Origin of the sequence: Blautia sp. SF-50, assembly GCF_900101315.1 — a bacterium.
GTDB classification, from domain to species: domain Bacteria; phylum Bacillota; class Clostridia; order Lachnospirales; family Lachnospiraceae; genus Blautia_A; species Blautia_A fusiformis.
In genome coordinates this window covers 85855-110078 of sequence record NZ_FMUW01000002.1, presented here as the reverse complement: position 1 = coordinate 110078, position 24224 = coordinate 85855, and the positions used below count along the sequence as shown (strand labels likewise).

The 24224-nt window shown below is 45.3% G+C and carries 23 protein-coding genes and 1 riboswitch; all 23 genes read right to left on the bottom strand.

Annotation, left to right across the window (positions count from 1 at the left end; all coding sequences use genetic code 11):
• Positions 1-7 precede the first annotated feature (7 nt).
• Positions 8-499 carry a LeuD/DmdB family oxidoreductase small subunit gene (locus BLP57_RS01790; RefSeq protein WP_015524680.1) on the bottom strand — a complete coding sequence of 164 codons (492 nt, stop codon included), beginning with the start codon at positions 497-499 and terminating at the stop codon, positions 8-10.
• 135 nt (positions 500-634) lie between these two features.
• A complete protein-coding gene (locus BLP57_RS01785; RefSeq protein WP_092068917.1) occupies positions 635-1885 on the bottom strand; it encodes a 3-isopropylmalate dehydratase large subunit in 1251 nt (416 codons plus the stop codon).
• A 3-nt stretch (positions 1886-1888) separates the two neighbouring features.
• Complete coding sequence (locus BLP57_RS01780) at positions 1889-2371, bottom strand: LeuD/DmdB family oxidoreductase small subunit (protein ID WP_092069159.1); 483 nt, start codon at positions 2369-2371, stop codon at positions 1889-1891.
• A gap of 139 nt (positions 2372-2510) precedes the next feature.
• Positions 2511-3647 (bottom strand): flagellin lysine-N-methylase, encoded by a 1137-nt coding sequence (gene fliB, locus BLP57_RS01775; RefSeq protein ID WP_092069156.1) that lies wholly within the window; start codon positions 3645-3647, stop codon positions 2511-2513.
• A 139-nt stretch (positions 3648-3786) separates the two neighbouring features.
• Positions 3787-5169: an MATE family efflux transporter gene (locus BLP57_RS01770; protein ID WP_326928966.1), complete on the bottom strand. Its 1383-nt coding sequence runs from the start codon at positions 5167-5169 to the stop codon at positions 3787-3789.
• A gap of 126 nt (positions 5170-5295) precedes the next feature.
• A complete protein-coding gene (locus tag BLP57_RS18490; protein ID WP_092068914.1) occupies positions 5296-5901 on the bottom strand; it encodes a hypothetical protein in 606 nt (201 codons plus the stop codon).
• Positions 5902-6024: 123 nt separating this feature from the next.
• On the bottom strand, positions 6025-7104 hold the full coding sequence (locus BLP57_RS01760; RefSeq protein WP_092068911.1) for a tetratricopeptide repeat-containing glycosyltransferase family 2 protein: 1080 nt from the start codon (positions 7102-7104) through the stop codon (positions 6025-6027).
• 104 nt (positions 7105-7208) lie between these two features.
• Entirely contained in the window at positions 7209-7859 is a 651-nt protein-coding gene (locus BLP57_RS01755; protein ID WP_092068906.1) for an HAD family hydrolase, read from the bottom strand.
• A 15-nt stretch (positions 7860-7874) separates the two neighbouring features.
• Positions 7875-8348 (bottom strand): 6,7-dimethyl-8-ribityllumazine synthase, encoded by a 474-nt coding sequence (ribH, locus tag BLP57_RS01750; RefSeq protein WP_006427673.1) that lies wholly within the window; start codon positions 8346-8348, stop codon positions 7875-7877.
• Positions 8349-8377: 29 nt separating this feature from the next.
• The gene (locus BLP57_RS01745) at positions 8378-9595 is read right to left on the bottom strand and encodes a bifunctional 3,4-dihydroxy-2-butanone-4-phosphate synthase/GTP cyclohydrolase II (RefSeq protein WP_092068903.1); all 1218 of its coding nucleotides are present in this window, start codon (positions 9593-9595) and stop codon (positions 8378-8380) included.
• An 18-nt stretch (positions 9596-9613) separates the two neighbouring features.
• The gene (gene ribE, locus BLP57_RS01740) at positions 9614-10267 is read right to left on the bottom strand and encodes a riboflavin synthase (protein WP_092068900.1); all 654 of its coding nucleotides are present in this window, start codon (positions 10265-10267) and stop codon (positions 9614-9616) included.
• Positions 10249-11376 carry a bifunctional diaminohydroxyphosphoribosylaminopyrimidine deaminase/5-amino-6-(5-phosphoribosylamino)uracil reductase RibD gene (ribD, locus tag BLP57_RS01735; RefSeq protein ID WP_092068896.1) on the bottom strand — a complete coding sequence of 376 codons (1128 nt, stop codon included), beginning with the start codon at positions 11374-11376 and terminating at the stop codon, positions 10249-10251. The genes ribE and ribD overlap by 19 nt, the downstream gene beginning before the upstream one ends.
• A 275-nt stretch (positions 11377-11651) precedes the next feature.
• Positions 11652-11766, bottom strand: a riboswitch (FMN riboswitch).
• Positions 11767-12056: 290 nt separating this feature from the next.
• Entirely contained in the window at positions 12057-12995 is a 939-nt protein-coding gene (gene tsf / locus BLP57_RS01730; RefSeq protein WP_092068893.1) for a translation elongation factor Ts, read from the bottom strand.
• Positions 12996-13031: 36 nt separating this feature from the next.
• Positions 13032-13775, bottom strand: coding sequence for a 30S ribosomal protein S2 (gene rpsB, locus BLP57_RS01725; protein ID WP_044960678.1), 744 nt, complete (start codon positions 13773-13775; stop codon positions 13032-13034).
• Positions 13776-13954: 179 nt separating this feature from the next.
• Positions 13955-14722, bottom strand: a complete 768-nt coding sequence (locus tag BLP57_RS01720; protein WP_021650398.1) for a pseudouridine synthase — start codon at positions 14720-14722, stop codon at positions 13955-13957.
• On the bottom strand, positions 14722-16905 hold the full coding sequence (locus tag BLP57_RS01715; RefSeq protein ID WP_092068890.1) for a DUF6449 domain-containing protein: 2184 nt from the start codon (positions 16903-16905) through the stop codon (positions 14722-14724). The genes BLP57_RS01720 and BLP57_RS01715 overlap by 1 nt, the downstream gene beginning before the upstream one ends.
• Positions 16880-17782, bottom strand: coding sequence for an ABC transporter ATP-binding protein (locus BLP57_RS01710; protein ID WP_059085567.1), 903 nt, complete (start codon positions 17780-17782; stop codon positions 16880-16882). Before BLP57_RS01710 ends, BLP57_RS01715 begins: the two co-directional genes overlap by 26 nt.
• On the bottom strand, positions 17775-18149 hold the full coding sequence (locus BLP57_RS01705; RefSeq protein WP_092068887.1) for a GntR family transcriptional regulator: 375 nt from the start codon (positions 18147-18149) through the stop codon (positions 17775-17777). Before BLP57_RS01705 ends, BLP57_RS01710 begins: the two co-directional genes overlap by 8 nt.
• A gap of 280 nt (positions 18150-18429) precedes the next feature.
• On the bottom strand, positions 18430-19224 hold the full coding sequence (locus BLP57_RS01700) for a CPBP family intramembrane glutamic endopeptidase (RefSeq protein ID WP_242872534.1): 795 nt from the start codon (positions 19222-19224) through the stop codon (positions 18430-18432).
• A gap of 32 nt (positions 19225-19256) precedes the next feature.
• Complete coding sequence (locus BLP57_RS01695; RefSeq protein ID WP_059085566.1) at positions 19257-19904, bottom strand: HAD family hydrolase; 648 nt, start codon at positions 19902-19904, stop codon at positions 19257-19259.
• A 46-nt stretch (positions 19905-19950) separates the two neighbouring features.
• A complete protein-coding gene (locus tag BLP57_RS01690; protein ID WP_092068882.1) occupies positions 19951-20946 on the bottom strand; it encodes a hypothetical protein in 996 nt (331 codons plus the stop codon).
• Positions 20924-22189, bottom strand: a complete 1266-nt coding sequence (locus tag BLP57_RS01685) for a serine/threonine protein kinase (RefSeq protein ID WP_207646686.1) — start codon at positions 22187-22189, stop codon at positions 20924-20926. Before BLP57_RS01685 ends, BLP57_RS01690 begins: the two co-directional genes overlap by 23 nt.
• A 251-nt stretch (positions 22190-22440) precedes the next feature.
• Entirely contained in the window at positions 22441-24207 is a 1767-nt protein-coding gene (gene argS, locus BLP57_RS01680) for an arginine--tRNA ligase (RefSeq protein WP_092068876.1), read from the bottom strand.
• Positions 24208-24224: the final 17 nt, after the last annotated feature.

Below are 24224 nucleotides of genomic sequence, written 5' to 3'. Positions count from 1 at the left end.
CCGTTTTTTAGTCCAGGCCGTTCAGCTTACGCATGGCTTTTACCAGTCCGCCAGCCTGGATGATATCCATCAGATTCTCCGGAAGAGAAGCGATCGGGTACTGTTTTCCATTGTGCTCTACATGCTCATTCATTACTACCGTAACCTGATCTCCCTCTTTTACATTGTCATGAAGATCCGGCTGCTCAATAAGAAGAAGGCCATTGTTAATGGAGTTGCGGAAAAAGATCCGGGCAAAAGATTTCGCAATGACACACTGCACACCCAGTGCCTTGATGATCTCCGGTGCCTGCTCTCTGGAGGATCCGCATCCGAAGTTCTTTCCTGCTACAATAATGTCGCCCTTTTGGATCTGTCCGGCCAGCTCCGGACGAAGGGGGCTAAATCCGTACTGTTTCATATCGTCAATAGTTTTCAGTGCAAGGTACTCCGTCGGGATAATGATATCCGTATCAATATCATCACCAAGTACCCACACTTTTCCTGTAAATGCTTCCATATGTATATCTCCTGTTTATTCCGTTCCGTATCATCAGGCAAATGTTTTCTGTCTGCCCTGTTATAAGAACCCACACCGAAACGGATCATCCTCTGATAATTTCTGAATATATTATTCAAATCTTTTCTGAAACTCTTATACTCTGTCAGCAGTTGCAATCTCACCTGCAACGGCAGATGCAGTAACTGTTGCCGCAGATCCCAGGTAAACCTTGGAGCTCGGATGCCCTGCACGTCCCTTGAAATTACGGGTTCCTGTGCTGATCAGAACCTCATTCTCGCCGATAACACCCTGGCAGCTTCCCCAGCATACACTGCAGTTCGGGTTCATAACAATAGCCCCTGCTTCCATGAAGATATCGATAAGCCCCTCCTTTAATGCCTGACGATAGATGGTCTGGCTTGCAGGAACAACCAGGAAACGAACTCCCTCTGCAACTTTTTTGCCTTTGATCACCTCTGCGCCTACACGGAGGTCTTCAATACGGCCGTTATTGCAGGAGCCAAGAAACGCTTCGTTGATCTTGATGCCGCAGGTTTCCTCAGCCGGAACCACATTGTCAACAAAGTCTGGCTTCGCTACAACCGGACGGACTTTTGAAAGATCAAAGGTATACTCTCTTGCGTAAACAGCATCCGGATCGCTGTGATATACCGCTTTTGGCTCACGTCCATGCTCTTTCAGATATTCCAGAGCTTTATCATCAGCCTCAAAGATTCCTGTCTTCGCACCAGCCTCAACAGCCATGTTGCAAAGAGCCATACGGTCGCTGATGCTTAATGTTTTGGCGCCTTCGCCGGTAAACTCCATTGCCTGATAATTACATCCGTTTGCTCCGATCTCTCCGATAATGGTAAGGATCAGATCTCTTGCATAAACACCCTCAGGAAGTTTCCCTGTCAGGTTGAATTTCACAGTTTCCGGTACCATAACCCAGGAAGTTCCGGTTACCATTCCATAAAGAAAGTCTGTACATCCTACACCGGTACCGAAAGCGCCAAGTGCTCCATAAGAACAGGTATGGCTGTCTGCACCAAAGATCAGCTGTCCCGGACGGACATAATTCTCGATCATGATCTGATGACACACGCCTTTTCCTTCCCAGAAATCAATGTTGTTTTCTCTTGCAAAATCTCTCATTTTTTTCTGGGATGCTGCTGTTTTCGGGCTGTCAGACGGTACATTGTGGTCTACGATAAATACCAGTTTCTTTGTATCTGCGATATGTGGATTTTTTAATTTGTTGTTGTACATGTCAACAGTCAGATGTGTGGTTCCGTCATTGCTCATCAGATGATCCAGCTGAACTGTATAGATATCTCCAGGTTTTACGCTGTCCACACCGGCTGCTGCCGCGATGATTTTTTCTGCGATCGTCATTCCCATCTCTTATTCCTCCTCACGGTTCAGAGAAGCGATAAGTCCTCCCTGATTCAGTATATTCTGCATGTATTCCGGCAGTTTTGTGCAGGAATAAGTCTTTCCGTTGGCAACCGCTGTTCCCTCGGACATATGAAGCTCCATGGTATCTCCGGTCTTCACATCATCCGGGAGGTCCTTACAGACAATTGCCGGAAGTCCGATATTGATGGCATTGCGGAAGAAAATACGGGCAAAAGATTTCGCAATAACTGCCTTTACTCCAAGTGCCTTAAGAACGCCCGGTGCCTGTTCTCTGGAAGATCCGCATCCGAAGTTCTCTCCTCCCACTACAAAATCTCCCGGTTTCACCTTCTTGGAAAAATCCGGATCCAGTGATTCAAATGTGTGGCCCTTCATTTCATCCAGATTCGGCAGAAGCAGATACTGGGATGCAATGATCTGATCGGTATCAAGGTCATTATGAAATTTAAAAATTGTTCCCTTATCCATAAAACAAGTTCCTTTCTGATTGTTATCCATTTCCGGGTTAACATTCCTCTGTTACCCTTTTCGTCCTATATTCTAACACAAAACGTCATATAATTAAAATGTATATTTTTAATAATTAATATAACTTTAAGTTATAAAGTCATTTCCCTGTGATCAGCGCAAAATATCCCCACTCCCACAGAAGCTCTTCAAAACTGTTCTCAAGATATTCCCGGATATCGTCTTCCTCGTATCCGGTCATTCTGGAGATCACTACCATATAATCCCGGAGTGTTTCGTAGGGAAGAGATCCCCGTCCATCTTTCTGCCACCGAAGAAAAACAGCCTGGCGGATGGTGGCATATTCCATACCGATCCACTGCATATGGACCAGGGCATCTTCCAGATCTCCCTCCGGTGTCAGAAGATCTGAATATACTTCGTTGGCAAGAAAGCTCCGGAGAAGGTCTTCATATACACGAAATTTCCGATAAAAATCCTCCCGGGCTTCCACCAGTTCCTCTTCCTCATATTCTTCGGACAATTCCTCCGCAAGTTCCATCACCGGCTCCAGATATTTCCGGTAAAGTCCCTCTTTCCGGTAATTTACAGCCAGGTCCTGCAAAAGTTCATTGCATTCGTCCATGGTATCCAGAACAGGCAGCTCTATTTCATTAATAGCATGTTCCAGTTGGCGAATCGTTTTCTCTGAAAAATAATCTTCCACAAGCTCTGTGGTAAGCGGCATGTTCCAGTGAAGTTCCTTCAGAACATAAAAACTATCAAGAAGGATTTCCTCCGGTGTTTTTTCAGGATCCATTATAAGATCCATAACCTTCCGGCGCACAAGAAAAAGCGGCTGTTCCTTTTCTTTTGGAGTTTCCGGAAAAGCGATTCTTTTCTTCTCCTTCCAGATGTCCAGGACAGCCGGGCAACAGGGCATCATGGTCGCTTCCTTATGATCCTGAAATTCATGGATCTCCCTTGGAAAAATCTGGCAGGTCTCTGAAAGCATCGAATCCCCATAAGCACTTACCAGATAGCACAGTCTGTTCTTTGCAAGAAAAGGACAGTCGTGCTCTTCCGTCATCTTCATGATCCGGCTGCCGTCCTTTTTCATGGTATAGGCCTGCAGGCAGCTTCTGTGTCCGGGCACCTCTGACGGCGGCTGGATGGTTTTCCAGTTTCTGTAGGTTTCATCATCTATGTTGATCTTCCATTCCCTGCAGCAGCTGATGGTGCATTTGTCTGCAATACAGGTAAATTCGTCGTAATAATCAGGTTTTAATAATTCCATGTTTCCTCCATATTCTTTATTTTCCAGCTCCAATGTCTCCTGTTTGCAAAATGGACATGAGTTGACCTGTTTTATTTTCCCCGTAAACACAGAAAAGCGGAATTCTATCCGCTTTTTCTGATATTCTGTGTATTCGTTTTTATTCTGCAGTCTCTCCCAGAAGCTGCCTGTGAACTTTCCGCCTTACAAACCAGAAACAGGTCACCTGCATGATGATCGTAAGGATCCAGGATGCCGGATAAGAAATAAACAGTACTTTCAGTGATCTGTGAGCCGGGAAAATTCCGAAAATCCACACAATTCGAAGGCCGACCGTTCCGATAATAGACAGGATCATGGGGACACCGGAGCGTCCCATTCCGCGCAGTGCTCCCGGAAACAGATCCATCTGTCCGCAGAGGAAATAGGTAACTGTGGTATAGGCAAGAATCTCCATTCCGCATTGGATAACCTTAGGGTCTTCCGTATAGATCTTCAGAAGCTGCGGACCGAAAAAGTATGCACCACAGCCCATGGCAAAGGATACGACAAAGGACAGGATCATACAGTCAACAAGCACCCGGTCCATACGTTTCGGTTTTCGCACACCATAATTCTGACTGGTAAAGCTCATGCAGGCCTGGGTAACCGAATTCACGGACACATACAGAAATCCAAAAATATTATTGGCTGCTGTATATCCTGCCATAGCAATGGAACCAAAGGAGTTTACAGAAGACTGAAGAAGTACATTGGAAAAATTGATCACTGTACTCTGGATCCCGGCAGGCAGTCCCACCTGGAAGATCTGCTTCAGGTACTCTCCCTTTATGGACAGTTTTGAAAAACGCAGCTGATAGCTTCCCTCTGTCTGATACAGACACCGAAGGACAAGAATGCAGGAGATCAGCTGAGAGATCACCGTTCCGATTCCCACACCGGCCACGCTTAAATGACACACGATCACGAAAAACAGATTCAAAAGCGCATTGGCACAGCCGGAAATGATCAGAAAGACCAGCGGCCGCTTGGTATCTCCCACAGCACGCAGGATCGCCGCACCATAGTTATACAGCATAAAAAACGGCATTCCCAGGAAATAAATACGCATATAAAGAGTAGAAAGATCGATCACATCGTCCGGTGTATCCATCAGTTCCAGGCAGATTCTGGCAAAGATCACTCCCAGAACTGCCATGATGATCCCGCTGATCAGAGCCAGCAGGATCGATGTATGTACTGTTTCTGACATTTCTTCATCCTTACCGGCAGCATAAAATCTGGCTGCCAGCACATTGGCACCAAGAGAAATCCCGATAAAAAGGTTGGTAAACACATTGATCAGTGCGGTAGTGGAGCCTACTGCCGCCAGCGCCTCACTTCCACTGAAACGTCCCACTACCACGATATCCACTGCATTGAACATCAGCTGCAGGATACCGGACAGCATCAGCGGCAGTGAAAACGAGATCAGCTTGTCCATGATCGACCCATTACACATATCGATCTCATACTTGTTTTTTTTCACGATTTCATCCCCCATGTTCATACTTACATAAGAATATTATAGCACCTTTCGTCGGAAAGCTACAATGAAATATTTTTATGGAGAATATGCAGCGGCTGCATAAAATACGCAGCCGCACAGTAACGTGTGTTTATCATTTCACTATCTTTCCAGGAGTCCTGCATCACGAAGGTTTGCAAGAAGTGCATTAAAATCCTCCACAATATCATCTACCGTTGTTGCATTTCCAACAGCAGCTGCCGGGGTTACTGTTCCAGCAGGGCCGGTGGCTCCGGCTGCTCCTGCAGGACCAGTGGCTCCTGTTGGACCTGCTGGACCGGTGGCTCCGATCGCACCAGCCGGACCTGTTACCCCCGTCGTTCCCGCTGGACCAGTGGCTCCTGTTGCTCCTGTCGCTCCCATTGCTCCCGTCGGACCTGTTACTCCTGCCGGACCGGTGGCTCCTGTTGCTCCCGTCGGACCGATGACTCCCGCTGGACCAGTGGCTCCAGCGGGACCCGTGGCTCCCGTATATCCCTGTATTCCCGGTTCCCCCTGCGGTCCCTGAGGACCCATAGGACCCGGAACTCCCGGACAGCCTCTGGGACCGGTTGGTCCTGTAGGTCCCACAGGGCCTGGGCAGCCTCTTGTTCCACATCTGTCACATCCACAGGAACTATGATTTCCATAACAGGACATACAGGACAAATCCTCATGACTGTCCTGCTGCATTTCCATTTCCTTACGTTTTCGATGCCTGAACAGCATTCTTCGATCACCTCATAGGAAAATAACTTTCCCTACAGTATATGACAACAGCTTTTACCTGTGCATAGGATCCCCGCAAGCTTGTACCCTGCCAGGAAAAATATAATAAAGATATCTTTTCTTTTATACCAGACCATATTTTTCCCAGAAATATTTCTGGTCATACAATACTCCCGGATCTTCCGGCTTCAGTCCCTTCGCTTTCTTATGAAAAAAGAATGCCTGCTCCGGACATCCCATCTTATCATAACAAACGCAAAGCTGCATATATGGCACAAATCCATGACACTCAGCCATAAAAAATCCACATTTTTTCTTATCTGACGGCACAGTAAGCGCCTGCCCATACCAATAGCCAGCCTGTCTGGGAAGCTCTCTTTCCAGAAAAATCTTTCCGACCTCACAACAGATTTCCGCCCTCGGCACATCCATAGTCAGACTGTACAGAAAAGCTTCCAGTGCGTACTTTTTTTCTCCCATTTTCCGGTAGCACTGTCCAAGTACAAAACAGGCATCGATCTTATTTTCCAGCCATCCGGATGGATTTTTCAGGAACTCCACCAACACAGCCTCTGTCTCCGGATAACGCTGATGATAATACAGTTCTCTCCCATAATAAAGCTGATGTCTGGGTTCCAGCGTTTCTCCTCCTGCCAGCATTTTTTCATAAATGCGAAGATTACGGTCCGGATCACCTTTTCCACATTTCCGGTGCCGGATCACCACATCTGAATAAATGATATTTCCCTCCGGAATCACAGTTTCATGAACTGCCCCATTCCATCTAAAATTTCTGGATGTTTTCATTATCCGCTCCCGAAAATAAGAAAATGTTGTTCTCCCGCTCTGGTCAAACCCTGCCGCATATTCCATCATTACAACATCTGTTCCGGGATCCAGAGTTTCTTTAAGACTCTTCAGTTTTTCCAGATTTTCTTCATCCAGGACATCATCCGCATCTAGCCACATCCAGTAATCGGTGCGGACTTTTTCCAGAAGAAAATTACGCGGAGCAGAAAAATCATCACACCAGGGAAAATCAAACACCTGCGACGTATACTGCTCCGCGATCTCTTTTGTTCTGTCTGAAGAACCGGTATCTGCGATCAGGATCGCATCCATCACCTGAGAAACCGGCTTCAAGATCCTCTCAAGAACTGCTTCTTCATTTTTTACGATCATACATAGACTGAGGGAAATCATATTTCAGGATCCTTCGGATTTTTATAATATTTATGCCGTTCCCGTCAGTCCTATGCCTTCTGTCAGTGTACAGCTTTTGCTTTCGGATTAAGCTGAGCTCATCCTCATATCACCAACTGTGGTATATCCTCTATATGTTCTGCAAGACGATCTGCTCCGTTCAGCTCCCCGCTCTCACCATATCCATACAGGCATCCTATAAATGGGCTTTTGCAGGCTCTGGCACATTCCAGATCCTGCCTCCTGTCTCCGACCACCAGATAAGGGCCTGTACATTCCCGGATGATTTCCTGCACAATTTCTGTCTTTGGACGGAATCCATACGATTCGCAGTCATAAAAATGATCGAACCATCGTTCCATCCCAAATTCCTTCCAGTGCGCCTCACGATAGGAAGCTTTACAGTTACTTAAGATCACAAGATGATATCCCCGGTTCTTCAAGACTGTAAGCATCTCCTCTGCTCCCGGATACCACACTGCCTTATGCTTCCTGATCTGTCTGACCATCAGTTCTCCTACCATCCTGCTCGCCTGCTCTTTATAGCTCTGATCCAGCTCCGGCAAAAATGTATTCCACATCTCCTTACTGTTAAATCCCAGCCAGCCGGCAATTTCCGCCGAGCCTATCTCCCGTTCTTCTGCAGCCTTCTGTTCTGTCAGCCACTGATAGGTTTCACGAAATGCCGGTTCATAGATTCCAATGGTATGATGGATCGTTCCATCATAATCGAATATGATCGTTTTTGTCATCATTTATTTTCCTATCTATTAGAGCTGCTTCATCAGATTGACCATCTCGATCGCAGATAACGCACAGTCATAGCCTTTATTTCCCGCTTTGCTTCCTGCACGCGCAATAGCCTGCTCTATATTCTCAGTCGTGATCACTCCGAATAAGACCGGGATCCCTGTTGCAAGTTCAACCTGTGCGATTCCCTTGGCAGATTCATTGCACACCAGATCATAATGTGAAGTATCTCCACGAATGACAGCTCCCACGCAGATAACTGCATCATATTTTCCTGACTGTGCCATTTTCTGTGCTGTAAGCGGAATCTCAAATGCTCCCGGCACCCATGCTGCAGTAATATTCTCTTCTTCTACTCCATGTCTTACCAGTCCGTCGACTGCCCCTCCCAATAATTTATTCACAATGATCTCATTGAATCTCGCTGCCACGATACCAACCTTCATTCCCTCCGGTGCTACTACTTTTCCTTCTACTAAATTGATCTGTCTCATTTTTTCTTCCTCCTGCTATTTGCTGTTTTTTATAAATTTATTTCTTTAAAAATATGACCCATCTTTTCCTGCTTCGTTTTCATATACTTCCGGTCATACTTTTGTACCGGAATCTCCAATGGTACTCTCTCATTGATCTTCAGCCCGAATTCGCCAAGCCCATAGACTTTATCCGGGTTATTGGTCAGTAATCTTAATGATTTCACACCAAGGTCTGACAGTATCTGCGCCCCAACCCAGTACTCTCTGAGATCCGGTGCAAACCCTAACTTCACATTAGCCTCCACGGTATCGTATCCCTGTTCCTGAAGCGCATAGGCTTTGATCTTATTGATCAGTCCGATCCCTCTGCCTTCCTGTCTCATATACAGAATGATCCCTCTGCCTTCCGCCTCTACCTGGCGCATCGCTGTCTGCAGCTGCAGGCCGCAGTCACATCTGAGCGATCCGAATGCATCTCCTGTCAGGCACTCCGAATGTACACGGCAAAGCACATCCTCACCATCTCCTAGATCACCTTTTACCAGTGCCAGATGATGCTCTCCTGTAATGTCATTGATATAGCCATACATTTTAAAATCACCGTACTGCGTTGGGAGGTTTGCAGCTGCTTCCTCCTTTACATGCTTTTCATGTATTCTTATATAATCCTGCAGATCACGAATCGTAATAAATGTAAGGTTATGCTCTTTTGCCATTTCCCATAGCTGTGATGTACGCATCATAGTGCCATCTTCTTTCATAACTTCACAGCACACGCCGCATTCTTTCAGTCCGGCAAGTCTCATAAGATCTGTTGTTGCCTCCGTATGGCCATTTCGTACCAGAACCCCGCCTTTTCTGGAAATAAGCGGAAATACATGTCCCGGTCTTCTGAAATCCTCCGGTTTTGACTGATCATCCACACACTTCATAATGGTATAGGAGCGTTCTGCCGCAGAGATACCGGTGGTTGTATCTGCGTGGTCCACTGCCACGGTAAATGCTGTACTGTGATTGTCCGTGTTCTCAGCAACCATCGGCGGAAAGTTCAATCTCGCCGCAATTTCTGCACTCATCGGTGTACAGATAAGACCCTTTGCATAAGTCGCCATGAAATTAATATTTTCCCGGGTTGCAAACTCTGCCGCACATATCAGATCTCCCTCATTTTCTCTGTCCGGATCATCTGTGACCAGAATTATTTTTCCTTTCTTAAGATCCCTAAGTGCCTCTTCAATTGTGTTGTACTGATAATTTTGTGACATAGTGTATATCCTCCTGTTCTAAAACCCGAATTCTTCAAGAAACTCCATCGTAATTCCGGATTCTTTTTTCTCTTCTTCGTTTTTTTTGATGCCAAGCAATTTTTCTACATATTTTCCAATCACATCATTTTCCAGATTAACCAGATCCCCCGGCACCTTTTCCAAAAGGGTGGTTTCTTCTCCTGTATGTGGAATGACCGACACCTGAAAACCAGCTTCATCAACCCTTGCAACTGTCAGGCTGATCCCATCAATACAAACGGATCCTTTTTCCACGATCAGATGCAAGATCTGTGGCGATGTCTCAATTGATACCCAGATGGCATTTTCTTCCCGGAGCATGGAACGTATCACTCCAGTCCCATCAATATGGCCGCTTACTATGTGTCCCCCGAACCTACCATCTGCAGCCATTGCACGTTCCAGGTTTACCTGGCTTCCAGCTTTACAACTGCCAAGACTGCTTCTTCTGATCGTCTCTGCCATCACATCGGCAGTAAATCCGTCCGGTTGGATCGACGTAACTGTCAGACACACACCATTCACAGCAATACTGTCACCGATCCTTGTCCCTTCTAGGACTTTCCGGGCTTTCACTGCCAGGATCCCTGATTCTCCTGTCAGCTGTATATAACGGACTTTTCCTTTCTCTTCTACGATTCCTGTAAACATGATTCCTCCTGTTTTTTCTCACACACCTGACATCTTATCCGGATGTCCTCACCGATCTGGCAGATATCTGTATATTTCAGTTCTACTGCTTCAGACGGGAATTCAACTCCGATACCTTCTACCGGTGTCTTCCCGGCCACACCACCAAACAGCTTTGGTGCCACAAAAGCCTGTACTTCCTTTACAATTCCGGCTCGCAGGGCACTGTCATTTAACGTACCGCCTCCCTCCAGGAGAATGCTGTCAATGCCTCTGTTTCCAAGATCTGCCATCAGCTTCTTAAGGTCTATCTGATTTTTTTCATCGGGACAGTAAATGGTCTCAACTCCCATGGTATGTAATATTTTTATTTTTTCTTCTGTATTTTTCTGATCTGCATAAGCCACGATCGTCCGGTACTTTTCCGCACTTTTTACGATCTGACTGTCCGGCGGGATCCTGAGCTTACTGTCGCACACAATCCTGACAGGACTTTTCCAGCCTTCTACCCGGACGTTTAACATCGGATCATCTGCAAGCACAGTTCCAATACCTGCCATGATCCCCATGTACTGATGCCGCATATGCTGTACTTCTTTTCTTGCCGCTTCTCCGGTGATCCATTTTGATGCTCCTGTCTTCGTTGCAATCTTCCCATCCAGTGTCATGGCATACTTCATCACCACGTATGGGGTTTTCGTAGTAATATAATGGAAAAACACCGGATTCAGCTGATCACATTCTTCTCTCATAAAATCTTCAACTACTGTTACACCGGCTTCCCTTAACATCTGTACACCTTTTCCTGCCACTTTCGGATTCGGATCCCGGGAACCGATCACCACTTTTCTGATCTTCTGTTCAATGATCGCTTCCGTACATGGAGGTGTTTTTCCATGATGACAACAAGGCTCCAGCGTAACATAAATCACCGCACCTTCTGCTGATTCTGTGAGGGAAGCAATTGCATTACGTTCCGCATGAAGTTCTCCATACTTTTTATGATAGCCTTCCCCAATGATCCTTCCGTCTTTTACGATCACTGCCCCTACCATCGGATTGGGATTCGTCCAGCCTTCTCCTTTTTTGGCCAGCTGGATCGCCCGAAGCATATATTCCTGATCCGTCATTTTTATTCCTTCTTTCTTATTCCTGTTCTTTGCCTGGTACGCCGAGGCTTTTAGACCTGTGCAATCGGATTCACAGACAAGTGAGTGGTATATTTATTTCGAAAACGATGTGCCAAATACAAAAAAAGCCTGCAGAAATATCTGCAGGGTGGAATTGATCTGTTACATATGATCAATAAATGAATGTCTGATTATTTCCTACATAAAAAGCTCTGAAATGGATCACCATCTCAGAGCTCTGATACTACATTCATTCATACAAAAATCAACTGTACTATCATCTTCTTCCATCCAGACTATACTGTCGGCCCCGGAATCTCACCGGATCATGCCTTTCGGCTCGCGGGCTCTACCGCCGGTAGGGAATCACACCCTGCCCTGAAGATATCTTTTGTTTATTTTAATACTTTATCTGTTATTTGTAAAGTGTAAATTTTTTATTTAAATTCCACCGCCCTACCACTGTTATATATAAAACAAGGGTGAGAAGCCTGATTTTCAGGCTTGCCACCCTTGCATATCATAGAAGAATCTTATTTACAGACTTTTTCTCACAGTCTCGAATTTATTCCCCAATACGCAAAAAAACCTTGAATCATCCCATTTTCATAGGAAATTCAAGGTTTTTCATTGATTTACATGATAAAATTACGATTCAAATTCTTATGCGAACTGTAAGATTATGCGTTCATCTGCTTTGCAACTTCCTCAGCGAAGTTCTCTTCTTTCTTCTCAAGACCATCGCCTGTCTCGTAGCGAACGAAGCCTTTGATCTGGATCTTAGCGCCGTTCTCTTTTGCTACCTGCTCTACGTATTTAGCAACGGACTGTTTTCCGTCCTCTGCTTTTACGTATGTCTGGTCAAGAAGGCAGATCTCTTTGAGCTCTTTCTTGATACGTCCTGTGATCATTCCCTCGATAACCTTAGCCGGTTTCTGGGACTCCTTCGGGTCGTTCTGAATCTGAGCCATAAGGATCTCTTTCTCATGCTCGATATAGTCAGCGCTTACTTCCTTGTCGCTTGTGTACTGCGGTTTCAGAGCTGCGATCTGCATAGCTACGTTCTTAGCCATCTCTTTAACAGCATCGTTAACAACATCTGTCTCAACGTCTACAAGAACGCCGATCTTTCCACCCATATGAGTGTAGGAAGCGATGAATCCGTTCTGCTCCTCAACCTGAGCAAATCTACGGATGTTCATGTTCTCGCCGATTACTGCGATCTGAGCTGCAAGAGCCTCTTTTACAGTCTTGGTTGTATCAAGTGCCCATGCCTCAGCAAGGAAAGCATCGATATCAGCTGCTGTTGTGTTAAGTGCCTGTGCTGCAACATCTGCAACATAGCCCTGGAACTTCTCGTTCTTTGCAACGAAGTCTGTCTCAGCATTAACCTCAACAACGACTGCTTTCTTTCCATCCTCTGTTACCAGAGTTTTGCAAAGACCCTCTGCTGCGATACGGCTTGCTTTCTTCTGTGCTGTAGCAAGACCCTTCTCACGCAGGAACTCAACTGCTTTATCCATATCACCATCTGTAGATGTAAGAGCTTTCTTACAATCCATCATTCCGGCGCCGGTCATCTCTCTTAACTCTTTTACCTGTGCTGCTGTAATAGCCATTGTTCGTTTCCTCCTGAAATATTCTGTTTATACGAATTATTCCTCTGTAGCTGCAAACTCCTCAGACTCAGCCTCGATCTCGCCATCTGCCTCAGCAGTTCCCTGCTTAGCCTCGATAACAGCGTCAGCCATCTTGGAAACGATGAGTTTTACTGCACGGATAGCATCGTCATTTCCCGGGATCACATAGTCAAGCTCTTCCGGATCACAGTTAGTATCGCAGATACCGATAAGCGGGATTCCAAGTGTATGAGCCTCCTGTACGCAGATTCTCTCTTTCTTAGGATCTACGATAAAGATAGCATCCGGGATTCTCTTCATCTCTTTGATTCCGCCAAGGTTCTTCTGAAGCTTAACAAGCTCTTTGCGAAGCTCGATAACTTCTTTCTTAGGAAGTACGTCGAATGTTCCGTCAGCTTCCATTGTCTCGATCTCTTTCAGTCTTGCGATACGGCTCTGGATTGTCTTGAAGTTTGTAAGCATACCACCAAGCCATCTCTCATTTACGAAGAACTCTCCACAACGCTCTGCCTCTGTACGGATAGCATCCTGAGCCTGTTTCTTAGTTCCTACGAAAAGGATGTGTCCACCGTTGGCAACGATATCTGCTACTGCATTGTAAGCATCGTCAACCATTCCTACAGACTGCTGAAGATCAATGATATAGATACCATTTCTCTCTGTGTAGATGTACGGAGCCATTTTAGGGTTCCATCTTCTTGTCTGATGTCCGAAATGAACACCTGCCTCTAAAAGCTGCTTCATTGAAATAACGCTCATGTCTTTTCTCCTTTTTGGTTAAATTCTTCCGCACAGGTCGCCTTCTCTCTGGACCCATCCTCACACCGTAGGGCACCATCCTTATAGAATCGCCGTGCGTGCTTATTTTTGCAACTTCTGAATTATAGCATAGAAAATCCCCTTATGTAAAGGGGATTTTTCCAATTTTTTTCTGTTTTTCAGCGGTTTCCGGCAGACTTCAGAAGCTCCAGCTCTTTTTCGGTGAGCGAACGATATTTTCCTGTCGGAAGATCTGAAGGAAGCGCCAGCGGCCCCATAGATAGTCTTTTCAAATAAGTTACTTTTTTTCCCAGTGCCTCCATCATCCGTTTTACCTGATGGAATTTTCCCTCGTGGATAGTAAGTCGGATCTCAGATTCCCAATTCTTACCGGCTTCTGCAGATTCTGTACCGGACTCCCAGGTAGAAAGGATCTCCAGCCTTGCCGGTCGTGTGAGATCTTTTTCCCCGATATCCACGCCTTCTGCCAGCTTCACGACATCTTCTTCTGTCACTTTCCCAGATACTTTTGCATAGTAGGTCTTATCCACATGCTTTTTCGGAGAAAGAAGCTCGTGTGCCAGAGGACCGTCATCTGTGATCAGAAGAAAGCCTTCTGTATCTTTATCCAGGCGTCCCACCGGAAAAAGACCCTTTCTTCTGTCTTTCTCTTCAATGTAGTCAAGAACCGTTTTATCTCTGAAGTCCTCCGTTGCGCTGACACAGCCTGCCGGCTTGTTAAAAAGATAGTATACATATTCCGGTGCAGCATGGATCTCCTGCCCGTTCATAACCACCTGATCTTCTTCTGTTACTTTCAGCTCCGGTTTCTTCACAGATTTCCCGTTAACCTGCACCTGACCCTTCTGTATGTATTTTTTTACCTCGCTTCTTGTACCTGCGCCGGCATCTGCCAGAAATTTATCCAGCCGGACTGGTTTTTCCATTAATCATTTACCTCCCATTCTGTTACATGGGCTGCCTTTGCATCTGCTTTGATGAAATCCGGGATCTCTCCGGTAAATGTCATATAAAGTCCGGAATCCCCGCCGGTGCTCTCCTGTCCTTCCAGAACCACTTCCATTGTGGCATCTGCATTCCAGATAGTCCATCCGTTTACCAGCTGTGATGGACGGATACATTTTTTCAGAGCTTCCAGCTGTTCCTTTTTATCGTAACGGACTTTATAACCGTTATCTGTTTCTTCAAGATCCGAAATGGGCTCAGTGTCGGAAAAAGCTTCATCATCTTCGCCGGCAGCTTCGGAGCTGAAGTAATAAACATCAATATACTCAACAGACAGCTCATCCATAGAAAGAGGATATCCTGTTTCTTCCAAAATTGCAAGTGTTCTCTTATATGACGGATACACCAGAACGGATGTGGACACATTCTCTCCTTCCTGCACAGCCGGTACATTCATTCCCCCTTCATCCATGTAGCCTTCTGACGGAATTCCCGTATAATCGAACATCAGCATTGCACATGGCTGGTCTTTTACTGTCTGACCGCCGTTTTCCAGAATGTCCTTTCTCAGTGCCTCTGCCAGTGCCTGACGCTTCTCTGCATTTTTTTCAAATAAAGAATGAATATCTCCGTCACAGAAAATACCGGTAACCTCTTTCAGATACTGTTTGTCCAGCTGGAAAAATGAATATCTGTCTTCTTTCCATGTCTGCTCATCATACAGGGCTTCCATAAGATTCTGTGCCTGTGCAGAGGATACAATATAGCCTCTGCATACACTGAATCCCTGTTTATTTATGTAGCGCACATACATGCGCCTTCCTGATTTTTTTCCTTTTTCATTCTGAAGCCTGATATCCTTCAGACTGTTATATAATGCTTTACTTTTCATCACCGGCTGATCCAGCAGACCGGAACTATTGTCTGAGGTGGCAGTATACCGGATCTTATAGATTCCGTTTTCTTTTTTTTCCACATTGCAAAGCTGCTCTGTATATGAAAGATTGCTTACATTTATCACAACTCCCTGAAGATTGTCATAAGCCGGAAAATAACTGTCATATCCCAGAAGATCCATTTTCATGGTCAGCGCACAGATTGCCACAACACCTCCAAGGATCATAAGCTGCACTTTTCTGCGGAAAAATCTGCGAAAATCCATTTCATAGATCACTTCCAGAATTCCATGGACCAGGATCGTTCCCAGTATCATTCCGAAGATCCACCATGCTGTTTTGGATGAATCTTCCGGAATCATATAAAAGATCAGACCGATCCCCAGTCCGGATGGTATTGTGAGCAGGGCACTTAAGACCGGCTCCATCCAGGTATATACCAGAGCTTTTCCGGTATTCTCTGACCTTCGTCTGCAAAATGCCATCCAGGAAAGTGCTGCCATGATAAACAGCGTGAGGATCAGTATCAGCAACTGCTTTCCAAAGCTTCCGCTGCTGTATCTATCTATAAAGCTTACGATCACCATAAGAGGAGATCCCAGATTCCGCACTGCTGCCAGAATTCCGTAACTGCCCTCGTACCAGGTATCAAAAAATAAATGTCCGCTTAACTGCAGCATCACTGCCAGAACGATACTGTAGGTAAACAGCCCTACCCATGCAAGTGCTCCCATCAACATGGTACCGGTGCAGGCGATCACCAGCACTGTGGAAAAATACACCAGAAGATACATCAGGAGATGGAGCACCAGCAGGATCAGTGCCTTTTTCATAATGGAAAGGCTGTAATATCCTCTGGCTGCCCCGATGCATACCGCAGCAAATTCCATGATCACATATGGCACCAGATAATAAAGAACAGCCAACAATACTCTGTGCAGAAACAGTGCACTTCGCTTTACCGGAAGGCTGTGATAGAAATCCACTTTTCTCGGGGAATACAGATACCAGAAGCCGCTTACTGCTGCCAAAAATGCGGTTACCGCAGCCACAGCTGCTCCCATTGTGAGAAAGTCACTGCTCCACAGGCTGGAATACAGATAGGAAAGCTGACTCTGAGTATAACTGCGCTCATTCCATTTTCCCATCAGAATAAGTTCCGCTACCGGAAATGCAAGGAGAAATGCGATCATGGCAAATGCCGGGATCCATCTTTGTCCTTTAGAAGAGGATTTCATATACTCACTGGAATAAATTTTTGACTTCATAGCCTGCCACCTCCGTTTCGCTGATAAATATTTCTTCCAGAGTCAGTGGGAGCACTTCGCAGAAAAGAGGATTTTTTGCCTGTATCTTCTCCATGATCTCTCTTCTTGTTCCCCTTGCAGTAATAAGCAACAGGGAGCCCTGATGCTCTGTTTTCAAAACCTCCAGCTCTTTCTTTAATTCTTCTTCTTTCTTTTTGTCAGTAAGTACACACTGGATCTTATGGATGTGGAATTTCATATCCTCCAGATCTCTGGAAAGGAGAATTCCTCCCTGATGAAGAAGCCCGATGTGATCGCAGATATCTTCCAGCTCACGGAGATTATGGGAAGCGATCACCGGCGTAAATTCACGACTCATGATCTCCGATGCAAAAATACTTTTTACTGCCTGGCGCATTACCGGGTCCAGGCCATCAAAGGTTTCATCACAAAACAGATATTTCGTTCCTGTACTGATTCCCAGGATCACCAGAAGCTGTTTCTTCATTCCCTTGGAAAAAGTGCTGATTTTTCGTTTTCCATCCAGATGAAACTGCTTCATCATTGTCTCAAAACGCGCCTGCTGAAATCCCGGATAAATACAACGGTAAAATTCTGCCATGTCCAGAGCATTGTAATTTGCCGGAATATATGCATCGTCCGGGATGTAGAAAAAATGCTCTTTGATCCTTTCATTTTCAAAAACCGGTTCTTCATCCATCAGCACCTCTCCTCTGTCCTGACGGATGATCCCGGCCATGATACGGAGCAGAGTACTTTTTCCCGCACCGTTGGAGCCAATCAGTCCAAAAACCTCCCGTTCCCCGATATCCATGGTGACCTTATTTACTGCCTGTATCTTACCAAAAGCTTTGCTGCAGTTTTTTATCTCAATCATTGTTTCCCTCCTTATAGCATAAGCGGATCACACCGATCATTTCTTCCTCCCCTACTCCCAGAGCCATTCCCTTTTCTGTGATCTTTTTCAGCTCACTTAAGGTTTCTTCCATACCGATCTGCCTGATCCTGCCGCTGTCTGTGACAAAACTGCCTTTTCCCTTCACCGGACAGATCAGCCCCTGCTGCTCCAGTTCCATATATGCCCGCTGGATGGTATTGGGATTGATGGATAATTCCACGGCCAGCTGCCGCACAGACGGCATCTTGGAAGATGGCTCCACAGCTCCTGACAGGATCAGCATCCGGAATTTCTCTACGATCTGCTCGTAAATGGGACGTCTGTCCTGATAGTCCAAGAATAACATACGACGCTCCTTTCTCTGTAATCTGTGTATTAAGTGTATTAATTCTTTTAATACACTTATGATAGCACACGATACAAAGGTACGCAAGAAATGGTCTCTTAAATAAATATAAAATCTATATAAATTTACCGGCAGCAAAAGATTCCGGCATATTTTTATAAAAAAAATCTGTAATGGCATCCTTATACTATGATTCCACTACAGATTCTCTGTAAAGCAAATATTCATCTATCACTCTGCCTGATCCAGTAGCAGGCAGATATTCGTGATCCACATTGGATCAAACAGCCCGGTAGCCACGTTTTTCTCCCCGGCGTGCAAAATACTGATATCCTCCAATCATCGTTGCCGCAAAAACACCATAGATCATCAGAAGGCTTCCTGCTCCGGCTTTTTCCACCAGAGTCTGGGCATATTCACTGAAAATAAGTATCCAGGTATTGGCTCCGATGTGCATCAGCACACTGGTCCACTTATTACCGCCCATCTCCAGAAACCACGCAAAAATCCCTCCCAGAACAAACGCATACACAGCCTGCAGGACATTTCCGTGATAAATTCCGAAAAACGCCGCAGAGATCACAGCGGAAAACAGTACAGAAAAGTGATCCCGAAGTCGCAGATAGATCAGCCAGCGAAAGATCATTTCTTCTGCAACAGGCGCTATGATCCCCATCCAGAAGATCATCATAAATAAACTCTTTCCTGAAGTAATCTTCGTCATCGTCTCTCCATAGCTGGATGAGATCCAGTTCTGCAGGATCGCCACCAGCACATTGGCATACTGGGCAAATCCGGCTCCAGCAGCAAGAAGAAGCAGCATTTCAGGAATAGATAGCCTTTGTTCCTCAACGGAAGTCAAACCGCCGATCAGCCTTCCTATACGATCCTTCCGATAAAAATATACTGCCGGAAACATAACCAGCACTCCGGTAAGTCCGGTGATCACCAGCGTATAACTATAGTACCTTTCCTGTGCGTTGCCGACATGCCCTGCCAGCCAGAGAAGCACGGCGCTTCCGAGGATCTGTCCGATAAGATAATGGATTCCTGCCGGATAAAGCTCCCTCCACACTATTTGAAAAATATTCTGTCTGTGCAGAGGGGTCAGACGAAAAAATTCAGAAGTTCATCTGCGGAAGCTACGATCTGAAGAGGCTGTGCCTTTTCCAGTTCTTCTCTGCTTCCATATCCGTAAGATACAGCCACACACTGGATCCCGCATCGTCTGGCTCCGAGAATGTCATGTTCTCTGTCACCCACCATGATCACCTGGTCACGGTGGTCAGAAAGGCTCATTCTTTCCAGAGCTTCCTCGATCACCTGAGATTTGGTTACTTTCGGTCCATTGAGGTCCGTCCCGGCGATCACCTCAAAATATCGACTCAGATTAAAATGGTCCATGATCTGTGTTACGTAAAAGGTCGGTTTCGCAGACGCCACAGCCAGTCTGTAGCCACGACGTTTCAGTTCTGCCAGAGTGTTTTCTACGCCGGGATAAACGGTGTTCTCATACATTCCTTTTTCTGAATACCGTTCTCTGTAATATTCAATTCCCTTCTGTGCTGTCTCTTTATCAAATCCCGCATATTTCATAAACTGTTCCAGAAGTGGCGGACCCACAAAAACCTTCAATGGCTCCAGCTCCGGTGCCGAAACTCCAAGCTTCTCCAGTGCATACTGTACAGATTTCGTAATCCCCTCTCCGGATTCTGTCAGTGTTCCATCCAGATCAAAAAAGATTGCCTTATACATAAATTCCTCCTGTTGTATAAAATAATCAGTAAGTATGCCTATTGTATCACTGTTTTTCTGGTAAGTCCATGGTTTCATAGTACAGCTTCCCGGATTTCACAAAACCCATGAGTTCTGCTTTCCAGGGATTTCTGCTTTTTTTCGGTAATTCCGCCAGAAGCTTTTTTCCCTGCCAGTAAAAATCACATTCTTTTCCATTGATCCGAAATGAAAGGATCTGGAACGGAATATCCGGACTGATCTCTATCCGGATCCTGTTACCGTCTGTTTTCATTCGGATCACCGGTTTTTGCTCTTTTTCTTTTTTCCTATCCGACGTTCCTGTTGGTTCTATCCGATAGTAAGATAATGCCGGATTTTGCTTCTTCTCCCTCTTTGATGCATCTACTGCTGACTTTCGAACTGGTTTTTGAGTCAACGTTACAGATGGACTTGCTACCACTGTCTGTATGGGGATCGGTTGTTCAGTCAGTATTGGCAGTTTTGTTGGTATCGGCGTTTCCTTCAGTTTTTCCGCAGGTATATCAGCTATCTCTACTTCTTCCGGAATAGTTATCCCCGGATTTTCATCTTGTCTGATATCCGGTTTCTGAACTTCATAGCCTTCTCCCCCGACCCCCGGATCTTCTGCCGCAGTATTTCCATTTTCCATAAAGCTTTCTTCCTGAGAACGTACCTCATCTGTCTGAAAATCTAAATTCCATTGTGCAGACTCCTCCTGATCATTCTCCGATTCTGCCCAGGCAGCGGAATACTCCTCCGTATTTCCTTCTTCTCTGTTCCAATTACTATCATCACTTCCTTCTCCTGCATAGCTTTCTTCCCAGTCTTCCGGCAGCTGTCCGGTTCCTTCTCCCACATTCATATCAAATCCGCCGGTATCAAAACTATCCATTCCTGACACATCAAATCCATAGACAGCAATGGAAGGGATCATCCAGCTGCATAAGACCAGCAGAAACAAAACAATAAAACAGGTTTTCCTACTAGGAATTTTCATTTCTTTTGGTTTTTTCTGATCACTTTCTCTTCTTTTTCTCATTGATCTCCTCCCAAAGCTGCAGATTTCTGCTTTCACTGTCATCCAGTAATTCCGCTTTTTCTTTCTCTTTATAATCTTCCCACAGCTTTCTGCTGGCCTCTTTCTGACCGGTCCGAATAAGAAACATCCCATATTCCCCGTAGGCCACAGGATATTCTGCATCATACAGAAGAAGATTTTCATAATATAAAGCCGCTTTTTCCGGTTCACACAAAAGCTCCGCATTCCATGCCAGCAATAGCTCAATACGACGCTGCTGTTCTTTTTCCCCATAATTTCTACTTAACCTCTGGAGTCTCTTTTCCGCTGCCATACAGCACTTTTCCCGATCTTTTGAGTCTTCCGGATACTGTCTGGCTTCGTAATACAAATCTGTTACTTCTGAGATCGCCACAGAAAATTCTTCCGTTTTCAGCAATCCTGCTATCAAGATCAGTGTTCCTATCAGAATCCCTGCAGCTGCCGCTTCCAGAAATCGTTTTCTCCAGGTGATCATCCGATATCTGTTTTCCAGCTTTTGGATTTTCTTCTGAACCACTGACATATCCGAATATCTGTATTTTTCCTGTTTTCTGGTACATCGGAACAGAAGCCAGAAAAAATCCGGATATAAAATCCACTGCCATTTCTTTTTTCCGCAAAGCTTTTCCAGGGTCTTCCCCAGAGCATAAATATCACTTCCCGGTCTTAAGTAGCCCTGATACTGCTCCGGCGACGCATAGCCTTTCGTTCCTTCACAGATCTGTTTTCTTTTTCCATGATCGAACATGGCACTTCCAAGATCTATCAGATACAGATGCCCGGTTTCAGAAAACATAAGATTATCCGGTTTCAGGTCCCCGTAACAGACCGGTGGCTTCCGACTGTGAAGATATTCCAATACTCTGGCAATCTCCTTTCCCAGAGCAAGGATTTCCCGTAAAGAAAACCGTTTTCCTGAACGGAGAAGTTCTCCCAGCGACTGACCCTTGATATATTCCATGATCAGATAACAGTACTCCCCTGTTTCCACATAATCGATAATCTTCGGTATTGCAGGATATTCCAGATGCTGCATGAGTCTGGCTTCTTTTTTCTTTGCGATCGGTATCTCTTTCACTGCACGGCAGATACCAAGCTCCATATCTTTTGCCAGATAAAGGCTTCCACCTCCGCCATGTCCAATTTGTTCTACAATACAATAACGTTCTTTCAGAACATTTCCGATCAGACAGATCACCTTCCTCTCATTTCTGTCAGACAATATTTATAATTACGTTTCTTATTGATTTGGGATAATCCGGTGAATTCCGGTTTGAAAAAAATCAGATAACTTATAGTCAGGCAGAAATTCGTGATCTGCCTTCGTTTAGGATAAGTCCTATTATAGCACGTCCTGTTCTTTTTGCAAAGAACTTTCTATATAAAAAAGTCCGCCGAATATAGCAGACAAAAATGTCTCTTTATCCGGCGGTCTGTCATTATTCATAGTGTTTGTATCTGCAAAGCTATACCTTACATACGATCCGGTGCAGAGAATCCAAGAAGATCGATGCTTGTCTCAAGCACTCTTCTTGTAAGCTGGAGCAGCTGAAGGAAAGATTCCTTCTGTGCCTGATCCTCTTCGCTTAAGATCTTGGTCTCATGGTAAAAGCTGTTAAATGCATTGGATACCTCATAGATATATGCACAGATCTTATGTGGTGCTTTTTCTTCAAAAGCGTTCTCAACCATTGCCGCAAAGCCGGAAAGCTGAAGCATCAGGTTCTTCTCACTGGCATTGACTGCCGGAAGGATCTTACCTGTACTTAAATCTCCTCCCTCCTGTACATAACGGTTCAGGATTGACTTAATACGAACGATAGTATAAAGGATATACGGACCTGTATTTCCCTCAAAGGATGTAAAGCGGTCAACATCAAAGATGTAATCCTTGGTCGCCTGGTTGGAAAGATCTCCGTATTTGATTGCGGAAAGTCCTACGATCTTGGCAGTATCCTTTGCATCTTTATCTTTTACACTGCGATTCTCCACGATCTTACGATACATTTCCTCATCAATATCTGCGATCAGGTTCTCCAGACGCATAACACCGCCTTCTCTTGTCTTAAACGGTTTACCGTCTTTTCCATTCATGGTACCGAAACCAAGGAAGGAAAGCTTGGTTTCCGGATTTACAAGACCGGTTTTTCTTGCGCAGCGGAATACCTGGATAAAATGCAGCTCCTGACGCTTGTCAACAACATAAAGGATCTCATCCGGCTGAAAGAGTTTCATACGCTCTACGATAGTAGCAAGGTCTGTGGTCGTATAGAGAGAAGCTCCGTCTGATTTCAGAAGCATACATGGAGGGATCTCCTTGGTATCACTCTCTTCTTTTACATCTACAACAAGAGCACCCTGGTCCTCATAGGCAAATCCTCGCTTCTTCATATCCTCTACCATATCCGGGATGTACGGCTGTGCATCGGATTCTTTTTTCCAGAGGTCAAAGTCTACGTTCAGGTTCGCGTAGTTTCTCTTCAGATCAGTTACAGATACATTCATGATGTGGTTCCAGAGCGCCATGTATCCGGGTTTACCCTGCTGAAGAAGGTGGGTTGCCTCCAGTGCCTCATTACGGTAAGCCTCATCCTCTTTGGACTTCCCACTGGCACATGGATAGATCTCTTCCAGCTCGCTGATAGTAAACGGTGCCTCTGCCGGATATTCACCGGTAAAGCTGTCATCAAAATATACCAGCTCCGGTTTCCGGTGTTTCAGCTCGGTGATGATCAGTCCCATCTGAAGGCCCCAGTCTCCAAGATGTACATCACCGATCACCTTATGTCCTACAAAACGTCCGATACGCTTGATGCTCTCACCGATGATCGCAGAACGGAGATGTCCTACGTGAAGCGGCTTGGCAACGTTTGGTCCGCCATAGTCGATAATGATCGTCTTCGGATTCTTGGCAGTCTCAACAGAAAGCTTCTCATCCTCTGCCATCTTATTCATGTATTCTGCAACAAATTCCGTTTTCACATCCAGGTTGATAAATCCAGGCTTTACAACTTCTGCTCTGGAAAAGATCCGGCTGTCTGACAGCTGTGCTACCACATCATCAGCGATCATAAACGGTGCCTTGTGATATGCTTTGACTCCTGCCATAGCACCGTTACACTGATACTCACATAAGTCCGGTCTGTTGGAAACAGTAACTTTTCCGTAGGACGGATCATAACCTGCTTTTTCAAATGCTGCGGAAAGTTCTTCCGCCATCTGTTCCATAATCTTCTTCATGTTTCAAACTCCTCATA